The sequence below is a fragment of the Leifsonia sp. 22587 genome (genome assembly GCF_052044215.1).
Lineage (GTDB): Bacteria > Actinomycetota > Actinomycetes > Actinomycetales > Microbacteriaceae > Leifsonia > Leifsonia shinshuensis_C.
In genome coordinates, this window is sequence record NZ_JBQENB010000002.1 from 788373 (window position 1) to 808553 (window position 20181).

At 69.0% G+C, this 20181-nt stretch carries 22 protein-coding genes and 3 tRNA genes; 7 read left to right on the forward strand and 18 right to left on the reverse strand.

Annotated elements, in window-relative coordinates; all coding sequences use genetic code 11:
- Positions 1-2: 2 nt before the first annotated feature.
- The 6 genes from ACTJI1_RS11745 to ACTJI1_RS11770 all read right to left on the reverse strand — a co-directional run bounded on the left by ACTJI1_RS11745 (position 3) and on the right by ACTJI1_RS11770 (position 3730).
- Positions 3-326 (reverse strand): hypothetical protein, encoded by a 324-nt coding sequence (locus tag ACTJI1_RS11745; RefSeq protein ID WP_440742787.1) that lies wholly within the window; start codon positions 324-326, stop codon positions 3-5.
- Positions 323-478 (reverse strand): hypothetical protein, encoded by a 156-nt coding sequence (locus tag ACTJI1_RS11750; protein ID WP_440742788.1) that lies wholly within the window; start codon positions 476-478, stop codon positions 323-325. Before ACTJI1_RS11750 ends, ACTJI1_RS11745 begins: the two co-directional genes overlap by 4 nt.
- Positions 479-482: 4 nt before the next feature.
- Positions 483-1136 carry a hypothetical protein gene (locus ACTJI1_RS11755; protein ID WP_440742789.1) on the reverse strand — a complete coding sequence of 218 codons (654 nt, stop codon included), beginning with the start codon at positions 1134-1136 and terminating at the stop codon, positions 483-485.
- Positions 1137-1223: 87 nt separating this feature from the next.
- On the reverse strand, positions 1224-2327 hold the full coding sequence (locus ACTJI1_RS11760) for a hypothetical protein (RefSeq protein ID WP_440742790.1): 1104 nt from the start codon (positions 2325-2327) through the stop codon (positions 1224-1226).
- Entirely contained in the window at positions 2324-3067 is a 744-nt protein-coding gene (locus tag ACTJI1_RS11765; protein WP_440742791.1) for a hypothetical protein, read from the reverse strand. Before ACTJI1_RS11765 ends, ACTJI1_RS11760 begins: the two co-directional genes overlap by 4 nt.
- A 465-nt stretch (positions 3068-3532) precedes the next feature.
- The gene (locus ACTJI1_RS11770; RefSeq protein WP_051087285.1) at positions 3533-3730 is read right to left on the reverse strand and encodes a helix-turn-helix transcriptional regulator; all 198 of its coding nucleotides are present in this window, start codon (positions 3728-3730) and stop codon (positions 3533-3535) included.
- Between the two features lie 103 nt (positions 3731-3833).
- Here ACTJI1_RS11770 and ACTJI1_RS11775 point away from each other — a divergent pair, with 103 nt between their 5' ends.
- Together ACTJI1_RS11775 and ACTJI1_RS11780 are read left to right on the forward strand one after the other, a co-directional pair.
- A complete protein-coding gene (locus ACTJI1_RS11775) occupies positions 3834-4430 on the forward strand; it encodes a helix-turn-helix domain-containing protein (protein ID WP_440742792.1) in 597 nt (198 codons plus the stop codon).
- A 71-nt stretch (positions 4431-4501) separates the two neighbouring features.
- The gene (locus ACTJI1_RS11780; RefSeq protein WP_440742793.1) at positions 4502-5641 is read left to right on the forward strand and encodes a site-specific integrase; all 1140 of its coding nucleotides are present in this window, start codon (positions 4502-4504) and stop codon (positions 5639-5641) included.
- 78 nt (positions 5642-5719) lie between these two features.
- Here ACTJI1_RS11780 and ACTJI1_RS11785 read toward each other — a convergent pair.
- The 3 genes from ACTJI1_RS11785 to ACTJI1_RS11795 form a co-directional block, all read right to left on the reverse strand.
- Positions 5720-5793 (reverse strand) — tRNA-Met (locus ACTJI1_RS11785).
- Positions 5794-5836: 43 nt separating this feature from the next.
- Positions 5837-5908, reverse strand: a tRNA-Thr gene (locus ACTJI1_RS11790).
- Between the two features lie 104 nt (positions 5909-6012).
- Positions 6013-6969 carry an aldo/keto reductase gene (locus ACTJI1_RS11795; protein ID WP_440742794.1) on the reverse strand — a complete coding sequence of 319 codons (957 nt, stop codon included), beginning with the start codon at positions 6967-6969 and terminating at the stop codon, positions 6013-6015.
- A 113-nt stretch (positions 6970-7082) separates the two neighbouring features.
- Between ACTJI1_RS11795 and ACTJI1_RS11800 the strand changes: the two genes are divergently transcribed.
- From ACTJI1_RS11800 to ACTJI1_RS11810, 3 genes are all read left to right on the forward strand, one after another.
- Positions 7083-7925, forward strand: coding sequence for a pentapeptide repeat-containing protein (locus tag ACTJI1_RS11800; RefSeq protein WP_440742795.1), 843 nt, complete (start codon positions 7083-7085; stop codon positions 7923-7925).
- Between the two features lie 145 nt (positions 7926-8070).
- Positions 8071-9099 (forward strand): LacI family DNA-binding transcriptional regulator, encoded by a 1029-nt coding sequence (locus ACTJI1_RS11805; RefSeq protein ID WP_440742796.1) that lies wholly within the window; start codon positions 8071-8073, stop codon positions 9097-9099.
- 23 nt (positions 9100-9122) lie between these two features.
- On the forward strand, positions 9123-10844 hold the full coding sequence (locus ACTJI1_RS11810) for a glycoside hydrolase family 13 protein (protein ID WP_440742797.1): 1722 nt from the start codon (positions 9123-9125) through the stop codon (positions 10842-10844).
- Between the two features lie 10 nt (positions 10845-10854).
- Here the strand turns inward: ACTJI1_RS11810 and ACTJI1_RS11815 are convergent, their stop codons facing one another.
- The 3 genes from ACTJI1_RS11815 to ACTJI1_RS11825 form a co-directional block, all read right to left on the reverse strand.
- A complete protein-coding gene (locus tag ACTJI1_RS11815; RefSeq protein WP_440742798.1) occupies positions 10855-11667 on the reverse strand; it encodes an inositol monophosphatase family protein in 813 nt (270 codons plus the stop codon).
- Between the two features lie 204 nt (positions 11668-11871).
- Positions 11872-11956, reverse strand: a tRNA-Tyr gene (locus ACTJI1_RS11820).
- A gap of 110 nt (positions 11957-12066) precedes the next feature.
- Positions 12067-12417, reverse strand: a complete 351-nt coding sequence (locus ACTJI1_RS11825) for a helix-turn-helix domain-containing protein (RefSeq protein WP_440742799.1) — start codon at positions 12415-12417, stop codon at positions 12067-12069.
- A 169-nt stretch (positions 12418-12586) separates the two neighbouring features.
- Between ACTJI1_RS11825 and ACTJI1_RS11830 the strand changes: the two genes are divergently transcribed.
- Positions 12587-12730, forward strand: coding sequence for a hypothetical protein (locus tag ACTJI1_RS11830; protein ID WP_310133401.1), 144 nt, complete (start codon positions 12587-12589; stop codon positions 12728-12730).
- 6 nt (positions 12731-12736) lie between these two features.
- On the opposite strand, the gene ACTJI1_RS11835 is transcribed toward ACTJI1_RS11830, so the two are convergent.
- A complete protein-coding gene (locus ACTJI1_RS11835; RefSeq protein WP_440742800.1) occupies positions 12737-13387 on the reverse strand; it encodes a heme oxygenase (biliverdin-producing) in 651 nt (216 codons plus the stop codon).
- 135 nt (positions 13388-13522) lie between these two features.
- On the opposite strand from ACTJI1_RS11835, the gene ACTJI1_RS11840 reads away from it, so the two are divergent.
- Entirely contained in the window at positions 13523-14011 is a 489-nt protein-coding gene (locus ACTJI1_RS11840) for a YajQ family cyclic di-GMP-binding protein (protein WP_121263440.1), read from the forward strand.
- A gap of 39 nt (positions 14012-14050) precedes the next feature.
- Here ACTJI1_RS11840 and cls read toward each other — a convergent pair whose 3' ends face one another.
- The 5 genes from cls to ACTJI1_RS11865 all read right to left on the reverse strand — a co-directional run bounded on the left by cls (position 14051) and on the right by ACTJI1_RS11865 (position 20075).
- Positions 14051-15520, reverse strand: a complete 1470-nt coding sequence (cls, locus tag ACTJI1_RS11845) for a cardiolipin synthase (RefSeq protein WP_440742801.1) — start codon at positions 15518-15520, stop codon at positions 14051-14053.
- A gap of 118 nt (positions 15521-15638) precedes the next feature.
- On the reverse strand, positions 15639-16634 hold the full coding sequence (locus tag ACTJI1_RS11850; protein WP_440742802.1) for an alpha/beta hydrolase: 996 nt from the start codon (positions 16632-16634) through the stop codon (positions 15639-15641).
- A gap of 13 nt (positions 16635-16647) precedes the next feature.
- Positions 16648-18057 (reverse strand): FAD-dependent oxidoreductase, encoded by a 1410-nt coding sequence (locus ACTJI1_RS11855; protein WP_440742803.1) that lies wholly within the window; start codon positions 18055-18057, stop codon positions 16648-16650.
- Between the two features lie 30 nt (positions 18058-18087).
- Complete coding sequence (locus tag ACTJI1_RS11860; protein ID WP_440742804.1) at positions 18088-19164, reverse strand: polyprenyl synthetase family protein; 1077 nt, start codon at positions 19162-19164, stop codon at positions 18088-18090.
- Positions 19164-20075, reverse strand: a complete 912-nt coding sequence (locus tag ACTJI1_RS11865) for a demethylmenaquinone methyltransferase (RefSeq protein ID WP_440742805.1) — start codon at positions 20073-20075, stop codon at positions 19164-19166. Before ACTJI1_RS11865 ends, ACTJI1_RS11860 begins: the two co-directional genes overlap by 1 nt.
- Positions 20076-20181 lie beyond the last annotated feature (106 nt).

The following is a 20181-nucleotide window of genomic DNA, read 5'->3' on the forward strand; positions in this document are numbered from 1 at the left end:
TGTCACGCCACGTGAAGTGACTGGCCCCAGTTGATCAGTCCTGCGATTCCGGCGGCGACGGCGACCCCGGCGACGCAGCTCACCACCCCGACGATGCCCATCTTTTGGACTCGTCCGTTGCTTGAGATGTGGCCGACGACGATGAACCCGGCTGCGATCAGGCCGCCGATCACGCCGAGGGTGAGCACGATGGCGAACACGACGTTCGCGATCGACTGGAGGGCGCTCACGCCCGGGCCGGAGAAGTCGGGTGACGGGTTGTTTACCGTCAGCACATTGACCGATCGAGCGTGCGCGGTGACGAGCGCTTCGTTGAGTGCGTTCATGATTGGGTTTTCCTTTCGGCGGGATCTGTTCTCGACACGGGTTCTTCGGTCTCGGTCATTCGTCTCGCCGCCAACAGCCCGGAAACGACGATTCCGAGGAGTGTGATGCCGACGACGAGCAGGAGGCCGAGCACGTTCAGCAGGAGGTTCACGCGGCTACTCCCCACTCACGTTGGCTGCGTCCGCCGCGGACGTGGGCAGCGGCACGGTCAGATGCAAGGGCTGCCCCTCGGAGGGGACGTTCATGGTGAGGAGAAGCCGGTCGACGCCGGGCGGGAGGTACCACGCGGCGGCGAAGGAGCGCTCTTTGTCGTTCGGGATCGTCCAGGTCGACTTTCCGTGGAAGAGCCCGCTCGGCAGCCACGCGAGCCCAGCGGCCTTGGCGGCGGCGGGTCCATCGGCGGTGTCCAGGACGGCAGGTTCAGGGCGACCGTCGAACTGGGTCCCCTTGAGCGTGGTGCCGGTGACGTCCTGGTAGGTCTGGTTTCCCTGCGAGGGTTTCCATTCGCCGGTCATCGTGAACTTCACGAAGATGACAGGCGTCCCCATCGGGAAAAGTTCCTGGTTCGAATCCGGAAGGGTGCACCGGCAGCCGTGCTTCGCCGTGGAAGTCTTCGCGGGGAAGACCTGCACGTAGACGGTGTCAACGATGCCGTCAGCTGCGGGAGTCACGTCAGTGGACGGAGTCGCGGTCGGTGTGGCCGGCGCGACGGTCGCGAACGAGGGCTTTGGGGCTGGAGCACTTGCTGCGCAGCCCGTCAGAGCAAGGAACGGGAAGAGAGCCGCAATCGCGACCAGCCTCTTGTTCATCTCGATTCACCTCGGTTTCGTGTGCGCCTTCACTTAGAACTTCCGGTTCGGCACAGCTTTTGGCGCGCACCTTCCGGACTTCGTTGGTCAGGGCACCTGGATGTGTTGGTGGTTGCAGGTATCGGGGAAGTCGCTGGTGATATTCGCCAAGACACCCAGCGACATGTGGGCGCGGGCGCGGCAGTCGCTTTGCCCGGCCGATGACCCGCGGGGGGCATACGGGTCCAGCACGTGAATCAGCTGGACCGAGAGGGCGTCGGCACCCGTGAGGGACTGCCGGTTGATCGCGTAGAAGTCCACCGCTTTGCCCTTCCAGTGCGCCGACTTGGTTCCTGCGCCGGGGGTCATGCCGGTGCAGCGGCGGTTGAGGTCGCTGACGCCGACCTGTTGGAAGGTCTGGACGGCGACGACGATCAGCTGGAGGACGTGCGGGTCGATCGTGCAGTCGCGGGTTGCGGTCCCGTCGGCCATGTTGATGACCTGCTGCTGGTAGCGGGGCTCGAGGAAGTTCAGCTTCTTCGCCTGGATCGCACCGACCAAGACCAGGGCGGCGGCGCGGGCGTCCGGTGGCACCTGACAGGTGCCCGCACTCGCGCCGGTCAGAGCCACCAAGACGTGCTCCGCCGACGTCCAGAACGGGGCGTAGTGGTTGGGGTCGGCGTTGATCTGAACCGTGTGCGCGACGAGCGTTGGAGCGAGCGTCTGCCAGTCCGGGACGTGCAACATGCGTGTGTAGAACGCGGCTGCTGCAGTCCCCGGGTCCATTCGCTGCGCTGGGGTGCCGTAGCTGGCGCCCTGCTGGAAGACGCCGATAGTGGTGTTGTCGACGGCGTCCCCGTGATCGAGGTTTCGCAGCCCGGACTCGCCCATCGCAACCATCAACGCGAGAGTCTGGCCATGCGGGGGCACGCTCATCTGCTGGCCGACGCTGATGATCGTTGCTGCGATCTTCAACTGCTCCGGCCCGTACCCGTCCACGTTCCGGCCGGCCTCCACGGACGGGGCGGATCCACCGCACGCTCCCCCACCTCCACCGAAACCGCTCGCGCCCATCGCGAGCACCAGCGACACCGGAACGGCCACGAGCGCGACAGGAACGACCAGCACGATCATGGCGGCAACGATCAGCAGGTTCGAAATCCTCTTCGGATGCGTTACCCCATGAACTGCCGCCGCCCCAGCGCCGATCATTCAGCGGCCTCCTGCTCGAGGACGATCCGGGCGATCATCAGCAGCCGCTTCGCGGTCGCAATCCGAGCCCGCGCCGAGCCGGGGTGGATCTGCAGGGTGGCGGCGATGGTGGTGGCGTCCTCGCCGATCATCTCGGCGACCTCCCGGAAGCCACCGATCTCAGGGATGCAAGACACGATGACGGACCCGGTCAGCGGTAGCCCGGCGTCTGCGGCTGCCAGGGCGGCGAGTACGGTTCGGGCGGTCTGGCACACGCGGTCGTGCACCGAGCGGAGACCCCGTTTGGACATCTGATGGGCGTGCGCCACCCGGTCGACGTCGCCGTTGGCCAAGCTCAGGTCGCTCATCACGTGCCAGTCGGATGGACCGACGAAGTCGGCGACCAGCACCATCCAGCGGTGCGCGTCGAATCGACGGATCAGCGCATCCAGGGGGTCAATGTCCGTATCGGACTCGACGTCGATCGGAACCTCGTCCATGACGACGTGCTTCCGCGCGACCTCTCGAAGTACGACGTGGCGGGTGATGCCGAACACGAACGCGTGGGGTGAGCCGCGTTCAGGGTCGTACCGAGAGCTTCGGTGCCAGACCGTCTCCCGGGCCAGCTGTAGCACTGCGTCGACCTCGTTCGGCCAGCCGCGCAGTTGAAAGCGGACATACGGCAGCAGTGTGTCTACTTCGCTGAGCAGCTCCGTCAGTCGGGCATCGGCACGCGTGCGGAGTTGGATTCCTTCAGCCACGAGATCACTACCTTCCTTGTGCCGAGGTGGCTTGTGTGAAGGATCGGGTTCGGGTCTGAGGACCCGTTAGTGCGGGGCGCCGGCGCGCATGAGTGTGCGGCAGCCCGGAATGAGTGAGGGTGGTGAGCCGGGATCACGCCGGGAATTCAGGTGGGCGGCGTGCCCGGATTGGGAGATGGAGTGGCGAGGCGGACTCTGCGGTTCCGGAGTCTCAGCCACGATGCCTCACCGCCGCCCGGACTCGGTCTGTGAGTCGCGCGTCACGGTGAAGAGGGTAAGGATCGGCCGCTCCATTTGGTGCCGGACGCTACCCCCATTCGGGGGTTGCTCCGACGTGCCACGCCGAGGTGGACGGCGGGTTCTACTGACAGCTTTCGCACTGCAGGTCATTCATCGGATCGACCGGCACCAGGTAGCCGTCGACGAAGTCCTGAATGACGCCAGCCGGCTGGGTCGTCGGCAGGCTTACGCGTACGCCGTCGTCGCGGTCTGCGCGCTCGCCTCCAGCCATGCGATCACCTCCTCGCGCTTGTACAGCACCGTCCGCGGCGTCGGCTTATAGAACCGTGGCCCCTGCCCGCGATGGCGCAGCTGAGCTAGCGCCGCGATGGAGAGGCCGGTCAATTCAGTCACCTCCGCGGGCTGGATGAAGTCCCCCGTCATTTCGATCACCTCCGATTCGACAACTGAGGGATCAGTTGCTTGTCACGGCGACAATAGCGACTATCTGTTGCTTTGACAAGAGTTTCAGGGCTATTCTGTCGAAATGACGGACTTTCGATCGGAAACCAGCGTGGGTGCTCGCATCAAGCACGCCCGACGACAGCGGGGCTTCCGCACCACTCGGGACCTGGCCGACGCGATCCCCGGCGGCAACGTGACCGCCGCGATCCTGGAGAACATCGAGTCCGGGCGAAAGGCTGACATCAGCGTCAGCCAGCTCCTCAACATCGCACGTGCCCTCGGCGTTCCGCCAACCATGCTCCTCGCCCCGATCGGCCGACCGAACACCGAACTGGACCTGCCCAACCTCAGTGACGACTTCAATGGCATGACGGCCGCCGAGTTCGATTGCTGGCTTTCCGCGACAGCCGCAAGTTCTTACGTTCCTGGCCTGGCCGCCGAACGGTTCGACATCGACATCCTGACGTCATTGCGGGAGCTGGGAACACTGCGCCGGGAGGTCGACCGGCTCCGCATCGTCCGCGACGTCCACCTGACGTCCGGCGACCCGGAACTCTCGGCCTCGAGCGCCGAAATCGACGAGCGGATCGACCGCATTACCCGGGAGGCGGCCCGGGTGAGCGGCTTGCTTGAGAGCGCCGGGCTTATCGGAATCGCTAGCGAACCGGCCGGAGTTTAGGCGGTCAGCCTGAGCGCACAGGCAGCACCCGAGCGAACGCCGGCGCATCCAGCAGTCGGAAGGAGTGCAACATGGTTCGCCCGAGAACGCCGATCGGAAGCTATGGCAACGTCTCGGTGGCGCAGATCGAGGACGGGAAGTGGCGCGCCCGGACGCGATACCGCTTCGACGATGGCGTCCTTCGACAGATCGAGCGATTCGGCTCCACAAGGGCGAAGGCGCGCAACTCACTTCAGCGCGCCCTCACCGCCGTCGAGCCCAGCACCGGCAAGAGTCTCAAACGAGAGACCACTCTCTCTGCCCTCGCGGACGCCTTCCTGGAAAGCAAAGCAGATCGAGCTCCCCGCACGGTGGACACGTACCGTCAGACGATCGAACACCTAATCCGCCCGAGGATCGGCTCGCTCGCCGTTTCGGAAGCCACCACCGAACGACTCGACCGTTTCATCACTAGCGTGAGCTCCGCGAACGGCCCAGGGGCCGCCAAAGCATGCCGAGCCGTCCTGTCCGGAATGATGGGTCTTGCCGCGCGCTCAGACCTCGTGCGCACAAATCCCGTGCGCGAGATCGGCCACATCAAGCGTGCGCGTGAGGGTGCTGCGGCGATCACGCTGGACGAGCTTCCGGCGCTTCTCAACGCGGTCAAGAACGACGAACGCCTTCGTCAACTCGACCAAGTCGATGTGATCTTCTTCCTCGCCAGCACCGGCTGCCGGCTCGGCGAAGTACTGGCAGTCTCCTGGGATGCCGTCGATCTAGATGCCCGCCTGCTGACGATCAAGGCGAACGTTGTCCGAGCGCACGGTAAAGGGGTGATCATCCAGAACCATGCCAAGACCGCGGCTGGCACTCGGACCATCGCTATCGCTGACTCCCTCGTCGAGCTGCTGCGTCGTCGCCAGGCCGAGTTCAAGGTGGCCAACGCGCATGACCTAATTTTCCCGACGATCCGGGGCAAGATCCGCGACCCTCGCAACACTTCCCGCGACTGGCGCGACGCACGGGAACGGCTCGGCTTTCCTGAGGTCACCAGTCACAGCTTCAGGAAGACGGTCGCAACCGCCCTAGACCAGGCTGGGATGACTGCGCGCGAGATCGCCGAGTACCTCGGGCATGAGAATCCCTCTCTCACCCAGGACGTTTACATGGCCAAGAACACCGGCGGCGCACGGGCCGCAGCAGCGCTCAACAAGGTCGTGGGAGCGAAATGAATGTGCGGGGTTTATGCGGGGAGCGCCCTCCGCGGAGACGAAAAAGCCCCCGGAACCGTTGAGATTCCGGGGGTTTTGTAGCGAGGGCGGGACTCGAACCCGCGACACCACGATTATGAGCCGTGTGCTCTAACCACCTGAGCTACCCCGCCGTGGCATCCCCTGTCCGGCGACATGTCGCGAGACGGGAGACGGAGCCCCCTGTGGGAATCGGACCCACTACCTCTTCCTTACCAAGGAAGTGCTCTACCAATGAGCTAAGGGGGCGGAGCCGGTGCCGGCACGAGGTCCGGCCGCTTTCGGCAACCGTACGAGGATACCATCTGCGGCGACGTGCTCCGAACCATGACGGACCCGGCTCCGCCCCAGGGTCAGGCCGCCTTCGCGGCCTCCGAGGCGCCGTCGAGGGAGGCGAGCTCGTCGTCCGTCAAACGGAGGTCGACGGAGGCCAGCAGGTCGGGCAGCTGGTCGGTGGTGCGGGCGCTCGCGATCGGGGCGGTGATGGTGGGCTGGGCGGCCAGCCAGGCGAGTGCGACCGACGCCACGGAGGCGTCGTGCGCGGCCGCCACGTCGTCGAGGGCGGCCAGCACGGAGCGGCCGGTCTCGTCCAGGTACTTGGCGGCGCCGCCCGCGCGCGGGCTGTCCACCGTGACGCCGTCGCGGTACTTGCCGGTCAGGAAGCCGGCCGCCAGGGCGAAGTACGGCATGACGCCGAGGCCCTCGCGCTCGGCGATCGGGCGGTACGACGTCTCGTAGGCGCGCTCCACCAGGTTGTAGTGCGGCTGCAGCGCCACCGCGCGGTGCAGGCCCTCGCGCTCGGTGATGCGGAACCACTCCTCGATGCGCTCCGGCGAGTAGTTGGAGATGCCGATGTAGCGCACCTTGCCCGTGTCGACCAGGCCCGACAGGGCGGCGACCGTCTCCTCCAGCGGCACCGACTCGTCGTCGAAGTGCGCGTAGTAGAGGTCGATGTAGTCGGACTTGAGGCGCTCGAGCGACGCGTCAGCGGCTCGGCGGATGTTGTCGGGCGCGAGGCCCTTGAAGTCGGGGTGCTGGCTGACCTTGGTGGCGAGGACGACCTGGTCGCGGTTGCCTCGGGCGTCGAACCACTCGCCTAGGATGCGCTCCGAGTCGCCACCCGTGTTGCCCGGCACCCATGCCGAGTAGCCGTCCGCCGTGTCGACGAAGTTGCCGCCGGCGGCCGTGTACGCATCCAGGACGTCGAACGAGGTCTGGCGGTCGGCCGTCCAGCCGAAGACGTTGCCCCCGAGCGAGAGCGGGAAGACCTCGAGGTCGGATGAGCCGATCGTGCGGCGGGATGCAGTCATATGCGAGTCTCCTTCGTTGAGTCGGTCATTCCACGCTAACGCGGTCGTCCGGGGGCTATTCCGGGTGTTCCTGAAGATGTGGAAAGGTGACGCTGGGCACGTACTGTGGACGGGTGACGATCGTCCACGATTCACGCGACGCGCTCCGGGCCGACTGCTCGCAGTGCGTCGGCCTGTGCTGTGTGGCACTGGCCTTCGCGCGATCCGCCGACTTCGCCATCGACAAGGCGGCCGGCGATCCCTGCGTCAACCTGGCCGATGACGATCGCTGCCGCATCCACCCCGAGCTGCGCGAGCGCGGCTTCCGCGGGTGCACCGTCTTCGACTGCTTCGGCGCCGGACAGCAGGTGACGCAGCACACCGTGGGTGGCGCGAGCTGGCGCGACGACGCGGACACCAGGGCGACGATGTTCGGCGTCTTCCCGGTCATGCGGCAGCTGCACGAACTGCTCTGGTACCTGGAGGACGCGCTCGCGCTCCCCGCCGCGGCACGGCTGCACCCGGCTCTCCGGCAGGCGCGCGGCGACGTGCGCGACCTCGCGGACGCCGATCCCGAGACCATCCTGGCCGCCGACATCGAGGAGCTGCGTGCCCCCACCGCCCAGCTGCTCCGGGAGGCGGCACGGCTCGCCCGCGAGTCCGGCCCGATCGGCGCCGGCCCCCGTCGCGTCGCCCGCACCCGCATCCGCCCCGTCGCCGACCTCCTCGGAGCCGACCTGCGCGGCGCCGACCTTCGCGGGGCCGAACTGCGCGGCGCGCTGCTGATCGCCGCGGACCTCCGCGACGCCGACCTCGCCCGGGCCGAGCTCATCGGCGCCGACCTGCGCGATGCCCGCCTCGACGGCGCGGATCTGCGCGAGGCGATCTACCTCACCCAGGTGCAGGTGAACGCTGCGACCGGCGACGCACGGACCCGCCTGCCGGAGACGGTCTCCCGGCCGTCGCACTGGCGCTGACCCGGCGCCGTCCGTCACGGACTGCAACCGCTTCCACCCCAGTCGCTATACTCCCCCTGTGCCCGCGCGTGTCGCGGGCATCGGCGGTCGCAAGCGCTTCCACCGCAGGCGACGCAGACCGAAGCGAAGGACTCCAGGAGGTGGGATGGCCGGCATCGACGACGTCGCGCGTCTCGCCGGCGTCTCCACGGCCACCGTCTCGCGCGCGCTGAGCGGCAACGGGCCCGTCTCGCAGACCACCCGTGCACGCGTGGTTCGCGCGGCGTCCGACCTCGGCTACGTCGTCTCGTCGGACGCGTCGAGCCTGGCCTCCGGCCGCACGCGCAACATCGGCGCCGTCGTGCCGCACCTCAACCGCTGGTTCTTCACCTCGGTCATCGAGGGCGCCGAGCGCGTGCTGCTCCGCGAGGGCTACGACCTCACCCTCTACAACCTGGGCGGCGACGGCGGCGAGCGCCGCCGCGTCTTCGACCACCACCTGCTCCGCAACCGGGTGGATGCCGCCTTCACCGTCTCCCTGGAGCTCTCCGAGGAGGAGGCGGGCCGCCTGCTCGCGCTCGGCAAGCCCCTGGTCGGCGTCGGCGGACCGCTCGCCGGCGTCAGCACCGTCACGATCGACGACGTGGCCGTCGCCCACCTCGCGACCGACCACCTGGTGTCGCTGGGCCACCGCCGCATCGCCCACATCGGCGCCTCCCACGAGTTCGACCTCGACTTCCACATCCCGACCAGCCGCCGCCTCGGCTACGAGCAGGCGCTGCGCGAAGCGGGCCTTCCCGTCGACGAGCGCCTGCACCGCGCCGCCGACTTCACCCTCCCCGGCGGCTACGAGGCCGCGAAGCAGCTGCTCGGCACGCCGCACGACCGCCCGACGGCCATCTTCGCGGCGTCCGACGAGATGGCGATCGGCGCCATCCTGGCCGCCCGCGACCTCGGCCTCTCGGTGCCGCGCGATGTCTCCGTGATCGGGATCGACGACCATCCGCTCTCCGAGTTCTTCGGCCTGAGCACCGTGGCGCAGCATCCGGTCCGGCAGGGCGAGCGCGCCGCCGAGCTCCTCCTCGCCGCATTGGAGGGCGCCCGCCGGCCCGGCGGGGCCCCTGCGCCGGAGCCTGTCAGCCACACCGCGGCCGCCGACCTGATCGTCCGTTCCAGCACCGCCGTCCACCCCTGACCACCAACCGATACGAACACGAGGTGACCACCATCGCCGCATCCGCCCCGAACACCGCTTCCGCGCTCAGCCCCTCGGCCCCCGGCCGCGAGTGGTGGCGCTCCGCCGTGATCTACCAGGTGTACCCCCGCTCCTTCGCCGACTCCGACGGCGACGGGATGGGCGACCTCCCGGGCATCACCCGCCGCCTCCCCGCGCTCCGCGATCTCGGTGTCGACGCCGTCTGGCTGTCGCCGTTCCAGCGGTCGCCGCAGCGCGACGCGGGCTACGACGTCTCCGACTACCGCGACGTGGACCCGCGCTTCGGCACCCTGGACGACTTCGACCGGATGCTGACGGAGGCGCACAGCCTGGGCCTGCGGGTCATCATCGACATCGTCCCGAACCACTCATCCAGCGATCACGTCTGGTTCCAGGAGGCGCTGAAGGCCGCTCCCGGCAGCCCGGAGCGCGCGCGGTACATCTTCCGCGACGGCAAGGGCGAGAACGGCGAACTGCCGCCGAACAACTGGGAGTCCATCTTCGGCGGCGGCGCCTGGACGCGAATCACCGAGCCGGACGGCACCCCCGGCCAGTGGTACCTGCACCTCTTCGACAAGTCGCAGCCCGACCTCGACTGGGAGAACCCCTGGGTCTGGGAGCAGTTCCGCGGCATCCTGCGCTTCTGGCTGGACCGCGGCGTCGACGGCTTCCGGGTGGATGTGGCGCACGGCATGGTGAAGGAGGCCGGCCTCCCCGACTACACGCCGCCCGCCAACATGGGCAGCATGGGCGGCATCGCCCTGGAGCCGGAGATCGCGGCGCACGCTCAGAACGAACCGCCGACGCCGCCGTACTTCGCGCAGGACGGCGTCCACGCGATCTACCGCGACTGGCACAAGGTGCTCGAGGAGTACGAGGGCGACCGCGTGCTGTGCGGCGAGGCCTGGGTGGAGCCGCTCGACAAGCTGGCCCGCTGGGTGCGTCCCGACGAGATGCAGCAGACCTTCAACTTCGCCTACCTCGAGACCCCGTGGGATGCGGCGGCGCTGCGCAGCGTGATCGACCGCTCGATCGCGGCGTTCAGCAGTGTCGGCGCCCCGAGCACCTGGGTGCTCTCGAACCACGACGTCGTCCGCCACGCCACCCGCCTGGCGCTGGAGGGCGAGAACCTGCAGGGCCACGGCATCGGCCCGAAGACCCAGGGCCTCCCGGACCCGGCGTTCGCGCTGCACCGCGCCCGCGCGGCCACGGCACTCATGCTCGCTCTGCCGGGATCGGCCTACCTCTACCAGGGCGAGGAGCTCGGCCTCCCCGAGGCGATCGACCTGCCGGACGACGCCCGCCAGGACCCCACCTGGTTCCGCACCAACGGCGAGCGTTACGGTCGCGACGGCTGCCGCGTCCCCATCCCGTGGGAGGGCGATGAGGCTTCGTACGGCTTCGGGCCCGGCTCGGCCAGCTGGCTGCCCCAGCCCGCCGTCTGGGCGGAGTACACGCGGTCGTCGCAGGAGGGCGTCCCCGGGTCCACGCTCAGCATGTACCAGCAGGCGCTGGCGCTGCGCGGTCGCCACGACCTCGCCTTCGGCGCCCCCGAGTGGATCGACCTGGGCGGGAACACCCTCGCCTTCCGGTCGGGCGACGTGACGGTCGTCGTCAACTTCGGCACGGAGCCGGTCGAGCTGCCCGAGGGCGAGGTGCTGCTGGCGAGCGGCGAGCTGGACGGGCGGATGCTGCCCCGCGACACCACCGCCTGGCTCGTCTGAGTCCGGAAGGTCACTCCCACCCGGCGTAGAACGGCTCGACCCGCGGGTGGAGCTGGTCGAACAGGCCCGGCGCGGCCGCCACGAGCAGGCGGCGGTCCGCCGGGCCGCCGCCGATCCCGGCGACGCGCGCGCCGGCCTCCTCGGCGATGAGGCCTCCCGCCGCGTGGTCCCACGGGTTCAGGCCGCGCTCGAAGTAGCCGTCGAGCCGGCCGGCGGCTACGGAGCACAGGTCGAGCGACGCGGCGCCGATGCGCCGGATGTCGCGCACCTCGCCGATCAGGTCGGCGACGAGAGACGCCTGACGGCGGCGCACCTCCGCGTCGTAGCCGAACCCGGTCCCGACGAGCGCGAGCGGCAGGTCCACCCCCTCCGTCACGTGGATGCGCTCCCCGTTGAGGCGCGCGCCTCCCCCGGCCGAGGCGGTGAAGACCTCCTTGGTGACCGGGTTGACGACGGCGCCGGCGAGTGCGCGCCACGTGCTCGGGTCGGGGTCGCCCTCGACGACCGCGATGCTGACCGCCCAGGCCGGGATGCCGTAGAAGTAGTTGACCGTGCCGTCGATCGGGTCGACCACCCAGGTCAGTCCGCTCTGGCTGCTGCTGTCGCCGGACTCCTCGCCGAGGAAGCCGTCGCGCGGGCGCGAGGCGGCGAGCGCATCCCGGATCAGCTTCTCCGTCTCCCGGTCCGCCCGCGTCACGATGTCGCTGAGCGACGACTTCGAGGCCGCGATCTCGACCCCGTCGCGCCGCCGCTGCAGCGCGAAGGCGGCCGCCCGGCGGGCGACGGTGGCGGCGATCTCGAGCAGCTCGGCGTTGGAGGTCATGCCTCCAGCCTGTCAGACCCGTGCACCGCCGACGAGGCCGCGAGCCGATCGTCGGAGTTTTCGTTCCCTCCGTCGGAGATCCCCCACCGATCGCGCCGAAACTCCCGCTACAGAGCGTTGCGTCGGAGATTTCGGCACCAGTTTCCGACGATCGTCACGCCGCGACCCGACGAGAAAACCCCCGGCCGGAGCCGGGGGTTTCGATGGTGGCGAGTGAGGGATTCGAACCCCCGAAGTCGTAGACAGCTGATTTACAGTCAGATCCCTTTGGCCGCTTGGGTAACTCGCCAGGGCGCTCCCGACCACCAGTGTTCTCGTGACCGAAGGCGCCAGACAAGAATAGCCGCCGCGCGCCCGCACACGAAATCAGCGGCCGCCCAGCCGGCGCGGGGCCCACGCTCACGCGGCCAGAGCCACCACCGGGGGCTGGTTTCCGGTCGCAGCCGCCGCCGCGGGCGCCAGCTCGGTCGTCGTGACGAGCGGCCGTTCGGCCGTGTGTTCGGGCACCAGGCTGAGCACCTGCCCGACGCCGAACTCCGCCGCCACGCGGGTCAGGAGCTCGCCCTCGCTGACGCCGAGCACCCGGCAGAGCGCGGCGAGGATCTCCGACGACGCCTCCTTGCGGCCGCGTTCGATCTCCGAGAGGTAGGGGACGGAGACGCGCGAACTCGCGGAGAGCTCGCGCAGCGTCGTCCCCTGCTCCGTCCTGATCCGGCGGAGCACCGAGCCGATCGCGTGCCGCAGAAGCATGCGGACAGCCTATGTCGGATGCGGCGGGACCGCACCGGAATGTTTCGTCCGTTCTGCTCTGGGCATAACACCGCGGTTGAGCGTTCGGGCGCCGCCCGATCCCGGCGCGCGATCGCGACACCCCGGCGTGGCAACGACCGATGTCGGTGGTCCAGCGCACAATCGAGGCATGAGAACGTTGGAGATTTGCGAACGGTGCGACGGCACGGGCGCCGACCCGACGCAGCACGTCGAAGAGATCACCCTGTGCATCGAGTGCGGCGGCGACGGCTGCCACGTCACCTACTACGTCGAGCTCGCCCAGACCGCGTGAGATCCCTCAGGCCGCGGCGGCCTTCGCGGTCGCCAGGTCGTCGAACAGTTCCGTGTTGAAGCGGAACGCCAGCGCCACCTCGCCGATCACGCGGTCGCGCTCCTCGTCCGTCCACTCGACCGCGTCCAGCTCGTCGCGGTAGGTGTCCTTGAACAGCTTCGGTTTCGCGATGTCGGCGAACAGGTAGAAGCCGACACCGTTGGTCTCGAACCCGTACTGCCGCTGCAGCAGCGTCCGGATGATCTGCCCGCCCGACAGGTCGCCGAGGTAGCGCGTGTAGTGGTGGGCGACGAAGCCTCCGGGCCACGTGCGCCCGACCTCGCGGATGCGCGCGGTGTAGCGCAGCGTCGACGGCAGCGGTGCCACCCGCTCCCGCCACTCCTCACCGAGCAGGAACTCGAGGTCCGTCTCGATGGCCGGGAGGCGGGTCAGCTTCGGGCTGATGAACCGCGTCGCGACCGGATCCGCCGCCATCCACTGGGTCGCCTCCTCCAGCGCCTCGTAGATGAAGTAGTGCTGGGACAGCAGCATGATGTAGTCGTCGCGCGACCCGCGGCCGCTCATCAGGTCCTGCATGAAGACGGCGCCCTCGCTCTCCTGGTGGACGCCGCGCGTGCGCTCGCGCAGCGCCTGCGAGAAGGGGATGGGCTGCGCCATTCGGTCTCCAAACTGAGGTAAGCCTTACCTCAGCCTGACGCACGCCCGCGGTGGACGTCAAGGCGGCGGGCACCCCGCTGCGGCGGCCGCTCCCTCGTAGACTGGGGGCAGCTCAACACGGGAAGGACGGACATCATGGCAGACTCCTCGTTCGACGTCGTCAGCAAGGTCGACAAGATGGAGGCGGACAACGCCGTCAACCAGGCCCGCAAGGAGGTGGACCAGCGCTACGACTTCAAGAACGTCGGGGCGTCGGTCGAGTGGAGCGGCGAGAAGGTCCTCCTCAAAGCCAACACCGAGGAGCGCGTGAAGGCCGTGCTCGAGGTGCTCGAGTCCAAGTTCATCAAGCGCGGCATCACCCTCAAGTCGCTCGACACCGGAGCGCCGTACGCGTCCGGCAAGGAGTTCCGCATCGAGGTCGGGCTCAAGAACGGCATCGAGCAGGATGCGGCCAAGAAGATCAACAAGCTCATCCGCGACGAGGCACCCAAGAGCGTGAAGTCGCAGATCCAGGGCGACGAGCTGCGCGTCAGCTCGAAGAGCCGCGACGACCTGCAGGCCACGATGGCCCTGCTGAAGAACGCCGACCTCGACGTGGCCGTGCAGTTCGTCAACTTCCGCTGAGGCAGCGCGCGCCCAGGCCGGCAGGGCGGGCCGCGGTGGTCAGTTGAGCGCCGAGGTGAGCCGCGCCAGACCGTCGAGGAATGTCGCCTTGCCCGGCTGGTGACGCCACTCGTCCAGGGTCAGCTCGCGTCCGGCATCCCGGTACCCCTCCTCGACCTCGCGCATCCCGGCGACGAACGACCGGCCCCGCACCAGCAGTGAGGACTCGGCGTTGAGGCTGAACGAGCGGATGTCCATGTTGCTCGACCCGATGAAGGCGATGTCGTCGTCGATGGACAGGTGCTTGGCGTGCAGGATGTACGGCGCCGGGTACAGGAAGATGCGCACGCCCGCTTCGAGCAGGTCGCTGTAGTACGAGCGCTGTGCGTGATAGACGAGGCCCTGGTCGCCGATCTCCGAGACGAACAGCTGCACGTCCAGCCCCCGCTCGCAGGCGGTCGTGATGGCGTAGACCATGGCCTCGTCGGGGACGAAGTACGGGCTGGTGATGATGACGCGTTCGGTCGCCCCGTAGATCAGCGACAGGAACATCCGCAGGTTGTTCTCCGTCGGGTACGCCGGGCCGCTCGGCACCACCTGGCAGACCAGCTCCTCCGCGGACGCCGTCCGGGGCAGCACCGCGGCGGGGACGTGCTCCTGCTCCACGAACTCGCCGGTCTCGATCATCCAGTCCGACAGGAACACGGCGTTGACCGAGGCCACGACCGGCCCGGTCAGCCGCGTCATCAGCTCCTGCCACTGGAGGCCGCGCTTGATGTTCTTGGGCAGGTCGTAGCTGCGGTCGATGAGGTTCTGCGACCCCATGAAACCGACCTGGCCGTCCACGACGACCAGCTTGCGGTGGTTGCGCAGATCCGGACGCTGGTACTTGCCCTTGAACGGCATCACCGGCAGCATCCACGCCCACTTGACGCCGATGCGGTCGAGTTCGGCGAACGTCTCCTTGCTCCCGGGGATCTTCTGCGACGGGAGGTGGTCGGCGAGGAGCCGGACGGTGACGCCGCGGGCGACCGCACGCTCCATCGCCGAGAAGAAACCCCGGGTCGTGTCATCCCAGGCGACGATGAAGAACTCGACGTGCACGAACGAGGTCGCCGTGTCGATCTCCGCGGCCATCGCGTCGATCGAGCCGCGGTAGTCGCGCAGCAGCTCCGCGGAGTTGCCGCCGATGGCGGGTAGTGCGGTCAAGGACAGGTTCTGCTCGACGACCCGCTGGAACCACCGCGGCCAGCCCGCGGCCTCCTCCGGTTCTGTGCGGCCCGCGACCCGCTCGGCGATGATGGCGTTGATCCGCCGCTGCTCGTCGCGGCGCTTCCTCGGCAGCCGGAAACTTCCGATCAGGAGGAACAGCAGGATGCCGACGTACGGGATGAGGAAGATCGCCAGCAGCCACGCCATCGCGGCGGTCGGCTTGCGCCGTCGCGGGATGATGATGAGCGCCGCGATCTTGATGGCGAGATCGACAAGCGCCGCGATGATCCAGACGAGGTTGGTTCCTGTGGTGTCCATGGCAACGGGCGCCTCCATTCAGGGGCGGACGCGACCTGCGACACGAGGGCCTGCCGTCCGACGTGGCCACACCATAGCGGGAGGGCAAATCATCTGGCGATGCAGGAGATCCCGGGCGTCAGCGCTCGTCGAGGTAGCCCTGCATCCACCGCTCCACCGACGTGTACGCCGCCTGGCGCACCTCCGGGCGCGACAGGAACACGTCGTGCAGCGCATCCTGCACCCAGGACACGGTGATCGTCGGCCCCAGCCACAGCGCGCGCTCGGCGATGTCGCGGACGACCAGCACCACATCCGACCGCAGCATGTCGGGCGACCAGAACGGCAGCAGCGTCGACCGCGCGGAGAGCAGGGTGAGCACCGGCGCCTGGATGCTCAAGCCGGCGGCGACGCGGGCGTGGCCGGCGAGGATCGCGGTCAGCCAGGCGGGATGCACGGGGAAGCCGCGCACCGGACGCCACGCCAGGTCGTAGTCCCACTCGCCGTCCATCGTGCGGGAGACCGTCCGCGTGTAGAACCCGAGGTCGACGTTCGGCATGGGCGCGTTCGGCACCAGCTTCGCCCGGAGGTCCACCAGCGGGGTCAGCGCCGCACGCCCGGCGGAGTGCGCCTGGAACTCGAGCCACGGGCTGTTCAGGATGAGCGCATCCGCACGCCCCGGGTGCCGGTCGGCCCACAGGCTCAACGTCAGCCCTCCCGTGGAGTGCCCGAGCAGGATCAGCCGCCGGCGGCCCGTCGCGTCCTCGCCGTGCCCCATCGCCTCCAACGCCGCCGCGATGTCCTCGTCGTAGACGGCGAGGTCGTCGACGAAGCCGGGCGTCTGCCCCTCCCGCAGGCTGCGGCCGTACTTGCGCAGGTCGAGGGCGTGGAAGCGGGCGCCCTGGTCGTGCCAGAACCGGGCGAGCTCGGTCTGGAAGAAGTAGTCCGACCAGCCGTGCACGTACAGCACGTCGGCATCGGCGGCGGGCCCGCGGTGGAGGTGCAGCCGGGGGCGCGGCGAGTACCGCACGAGCGTCGCGACGACGTCGCCCTCGGCGTCCGTCCCGAGCGGGAGGGTCAGCTGCTCGAACGGCTCACCGAGGACGTCGGGTCGCCATTCGCGCGCGTCGCTCATGCCGGGGCGGTGGCTACTCGGCCTGTCCGGAGGGCTGGCCGGCGGACGCGGAGCCGCTTCCGACCGGTTCGCCGTTGGAGACGCGGACCATGTCGTCGCGGGGGACGACCTTGATGCGCACCCGGCCGCGCTCGGCGCCGAGCGCCTGCTCGTGCGCGTCGAGGTTGTGCCAGCCGTCGAGCGTCGTGTACTCCACACCGCGCTCGCGCAGCAGGTTCTCCACAGATTGCTCGGACGGGTCGGCGGGAGACCACCAGTTTCCCTGATCGTTGATCACATGCTTGATCGTCTCCATCGCATCCGACTTGGTGTGACCGATGAGTCCGACCGGACCGCGCTTGATCCACCCCGTCGCATACACGCCGTACATGCGCTCGTTGTCGCCCTTGCGCAGCACCTGGCCCTCGTGATTCGGGATCACGCCGTGCTTGCGGTCGAACGGGATGCCCGGAAGCGGCGACCCGAAGTAGCCCACCGCCCGGTAGATGGCGTCGATCTCGAGCTCGCGGATCTCGCCGGTGCCACGGACGCCGCCCTCCCCGTCGGGCGCGGTGCGCTCGTAGCGCAGGGCGCGGACATTGCCGTGCTCGTCGCCGACGACCTCGAGGGGCTTGGCGTAGAAGTGCAGGTGGAGGCGCCGCGAGGCACTGCCGACCTCGCGCCTTCGCCACTGCTGCAGCACGCGGTCGATCACCATGACCTGCTTGTTGCTCTGGATCGCGGCCTTCGACTGCTCATCGTAGTCGAAGTCCTCGTCGTAGAGGATCATGTCCACGTCGCGCAGCTCGCCGAGTTCGCGCAGCTCCAGCGGCGTGAACTTCACCTGCGCCGGTCCGCGCCGGCCGAACACGTGCACGTCCGTCACCGGAGAGTTCTTGAGCCCCTCGTACACGTTGTCGGGGATCTCGGTGGGCAGGAGGTCGTCCGCGTGCTTCGCCAGCATGCGGGAGATGTCGAGGGCCACGTTGCCGTTGCCGATCACGGCCACCGACTTCGCCTCGAGCGGCCAGGTGCGCGGAACATCCGGGTGGCCGTCGAACCAGCTGACGAAGTCCGCGGCGCCGTACGAGCCGTGGAGCTCCATGCCCGGGATCTCGAGGTCCGCATCCCGGACCGCGCCGGTCGCGAAGATGACGGCGTTGTAGTGGCGCTTCAGGTCGTCGAGGGTGATGTCGCGGCCGAACTGCACATTGCCGAAGATGCGGATGTCACCGCGGTCGAGCACCTCGCGCAGTGCGGTGATGATGCCCTTGATGCGTGGGTGGTCGGGGGCGACGCCGTAACGGACGAGGCCGTACGGGGCGGGAAGCTGCTCGAACAGGTCGATGGACACGTCGAAGCCGCGCTCCGCTTTCAGCAGGATGTCGGCGGCGTAGATGCCCGCCGGGCCGGCGCCGACGATGGCCAGTCGCAGTTTGGTCATTCGTTGATTCCTTCTGGTGTCGCGTCCGGCTCAGCTCGAGCGCTCGACGATGGTGTCCGCGAACCGGACGAGTGCCTTCTTCACCGGGCCGTCCGGCAGGGGCTCCAGAGCCTCCACCGCTTCGCGCGCCCAGCGGTGCGCCTCCTCCAGCGTCTGACGCGTCACGTCGTGCTCGCGCAGCGCCGCGATCGCGTCCATGGCCTCGGAAGTCACCTCGCCGTCCTCCGCGGAGCCCATGACGTCGCGCTCGAGGCGCTCGAGCAGGGCCGCCGCCTCCGGGTCCGAGACGGCGCGCTCGCGCAGGCGCAGCACGGGGAGGGTGGCGACACCCGCGCGCAGGTCGTTGCCGGGGGTCTTGCCGGTCTCGGCGACGCCCTGACCGGACAGGTCGATGACGTCGTCGATGAGCTGGAACGCCACGCCGATCTTCTCTCCGAAGGTCACGACGGGCTCCTCGTACGACGTCGGGGCGTTCGAGAACACGACGCCCATCTGAGCGGCCACGGCGATGAGAGAACCGGTCTTGTCCTTCAGGACGCCGATGTAGTGCTCGACCGGGTCCTCGCCCTCCTGCGGGCCGATGGTCTCGTGGAGCTGGCCGAGGCACAGCCGCTCGAACGTGTCCGCCTGGAGCTGGATGGCGCGCTCGCCCAGCGCGGAGACCAGCTTGCTGGCGCGCGCGAACAGCAGGTCACCGGTGAGCACGGCGACCGAGTTCCCCCACACGAACTGGGCGCTGGGGACGCCGCGGCGCATCTGCGAGTCGTCCATGACGTCGTCGTGGTAGAGCGACGCCAGGTGGGTGATCTCCACCGCCTCCGCGGCCTGGAGCACATCGGGGTTGGTGCCGTCGCCGAGCTGCGCGGCGAGCAGGGTGAGCATCGGGCGCACGCGCTTGCCGCCGGCCTCGAGCAGGTAGCGGGCCGTCACGTCGGCGAGGCCGTCGGCGAAGCGCATCTCGCGCAGCAGGCCGTCCTCGACGTGGGCGAGGCCGTCGTCGACGGCGTTGGCCAGCTCGCGGTCCTCACCGCGGATGAAGATCCGCTCGGTGAAGCCGAGCTGACCGGTCAGCGACGCGCGCCGCACGGCCGGGACACTTCGTGGCACTACTCCCCCTCGGACGGGACGGTGGACGCTGACGGTTCGGAACCGGCCGCGCCGGTGGATGCCGGCTTGGCGGGCGCGGCCTTCGGCTTCGCGGGCGCGGCCTTCGGCTTGGCGGGAGCGGCCTTCTGCTTCGCGGGCGCAGCCTTCGGCTTCGCGGGCGTCTTCGGCTTCGCAACGGGCGCCGCCTCCGGCTCCGGGACGGCCGCGCGCTCGGGCTTGAAGCCGCGGTGCAGCGCGACGATCCCCGCGGTCAGATTGCGGAAGGCCACCCGCTCGAAACCGGCCTCGCGCAGCCACCCGGCGAGCGTGCGCTGGTCGGGCCAGGCCTCGATCGACTCCATGAGGTACTCGTAGGCGGCCGGGTTGGAGCTGGCCACGCGGGCGAGCACGGGCATGCCGTACTTGAGGTAGGCGGAGTAGCCGGCACGGATCGGAGCGAGGGGCGGCTGGGAGAACTCGCACACGACCACGCGACCGCCCGGCTTCACGACCCGGTAGAACTCGGCGAGCGCCTTCTTGGGGTCGACGATGTTGCGCAGGCCGAACGAGATGGTCACCGCGTCGAACGAGTCGTCGTCGAACGGGAGCGCCATGGCGTCCGCCTGCACGAACCGGACGAACGGATTACCGGCCTGGCGCTGGCGCCCGACCTCGATCATCCCCTCGGAGAAGTCGGCCGCGACGACGGAGGCTCCGTTGCGGGCGAGAGAGGCGCTCGACGTCCCCGTTCCCGCGGCCACGTCGAGGATCGTCTCGCCCGGACGGGGGTCCACGGCTCGCGTCGTCGCCACGCGCCACAGCGCCGCATTGCCGACCGACAGGACGGCGTTGGTCCGGTCGTAGCGCGTCGACACCTGGTCGAACATGGCGGCGACCTGGGCGGGCTGCTTGCTGAGGTCGGCCTTACTCACTCCACCAGCTTAGGCTGCGGCGTCCGCGCGGTGCATTCCGGCCCCCGAATGCACGCCGAATGGTCAGCGAGCGCCGGGCGGGACCGGGAGGGTGGCATCCCACGGC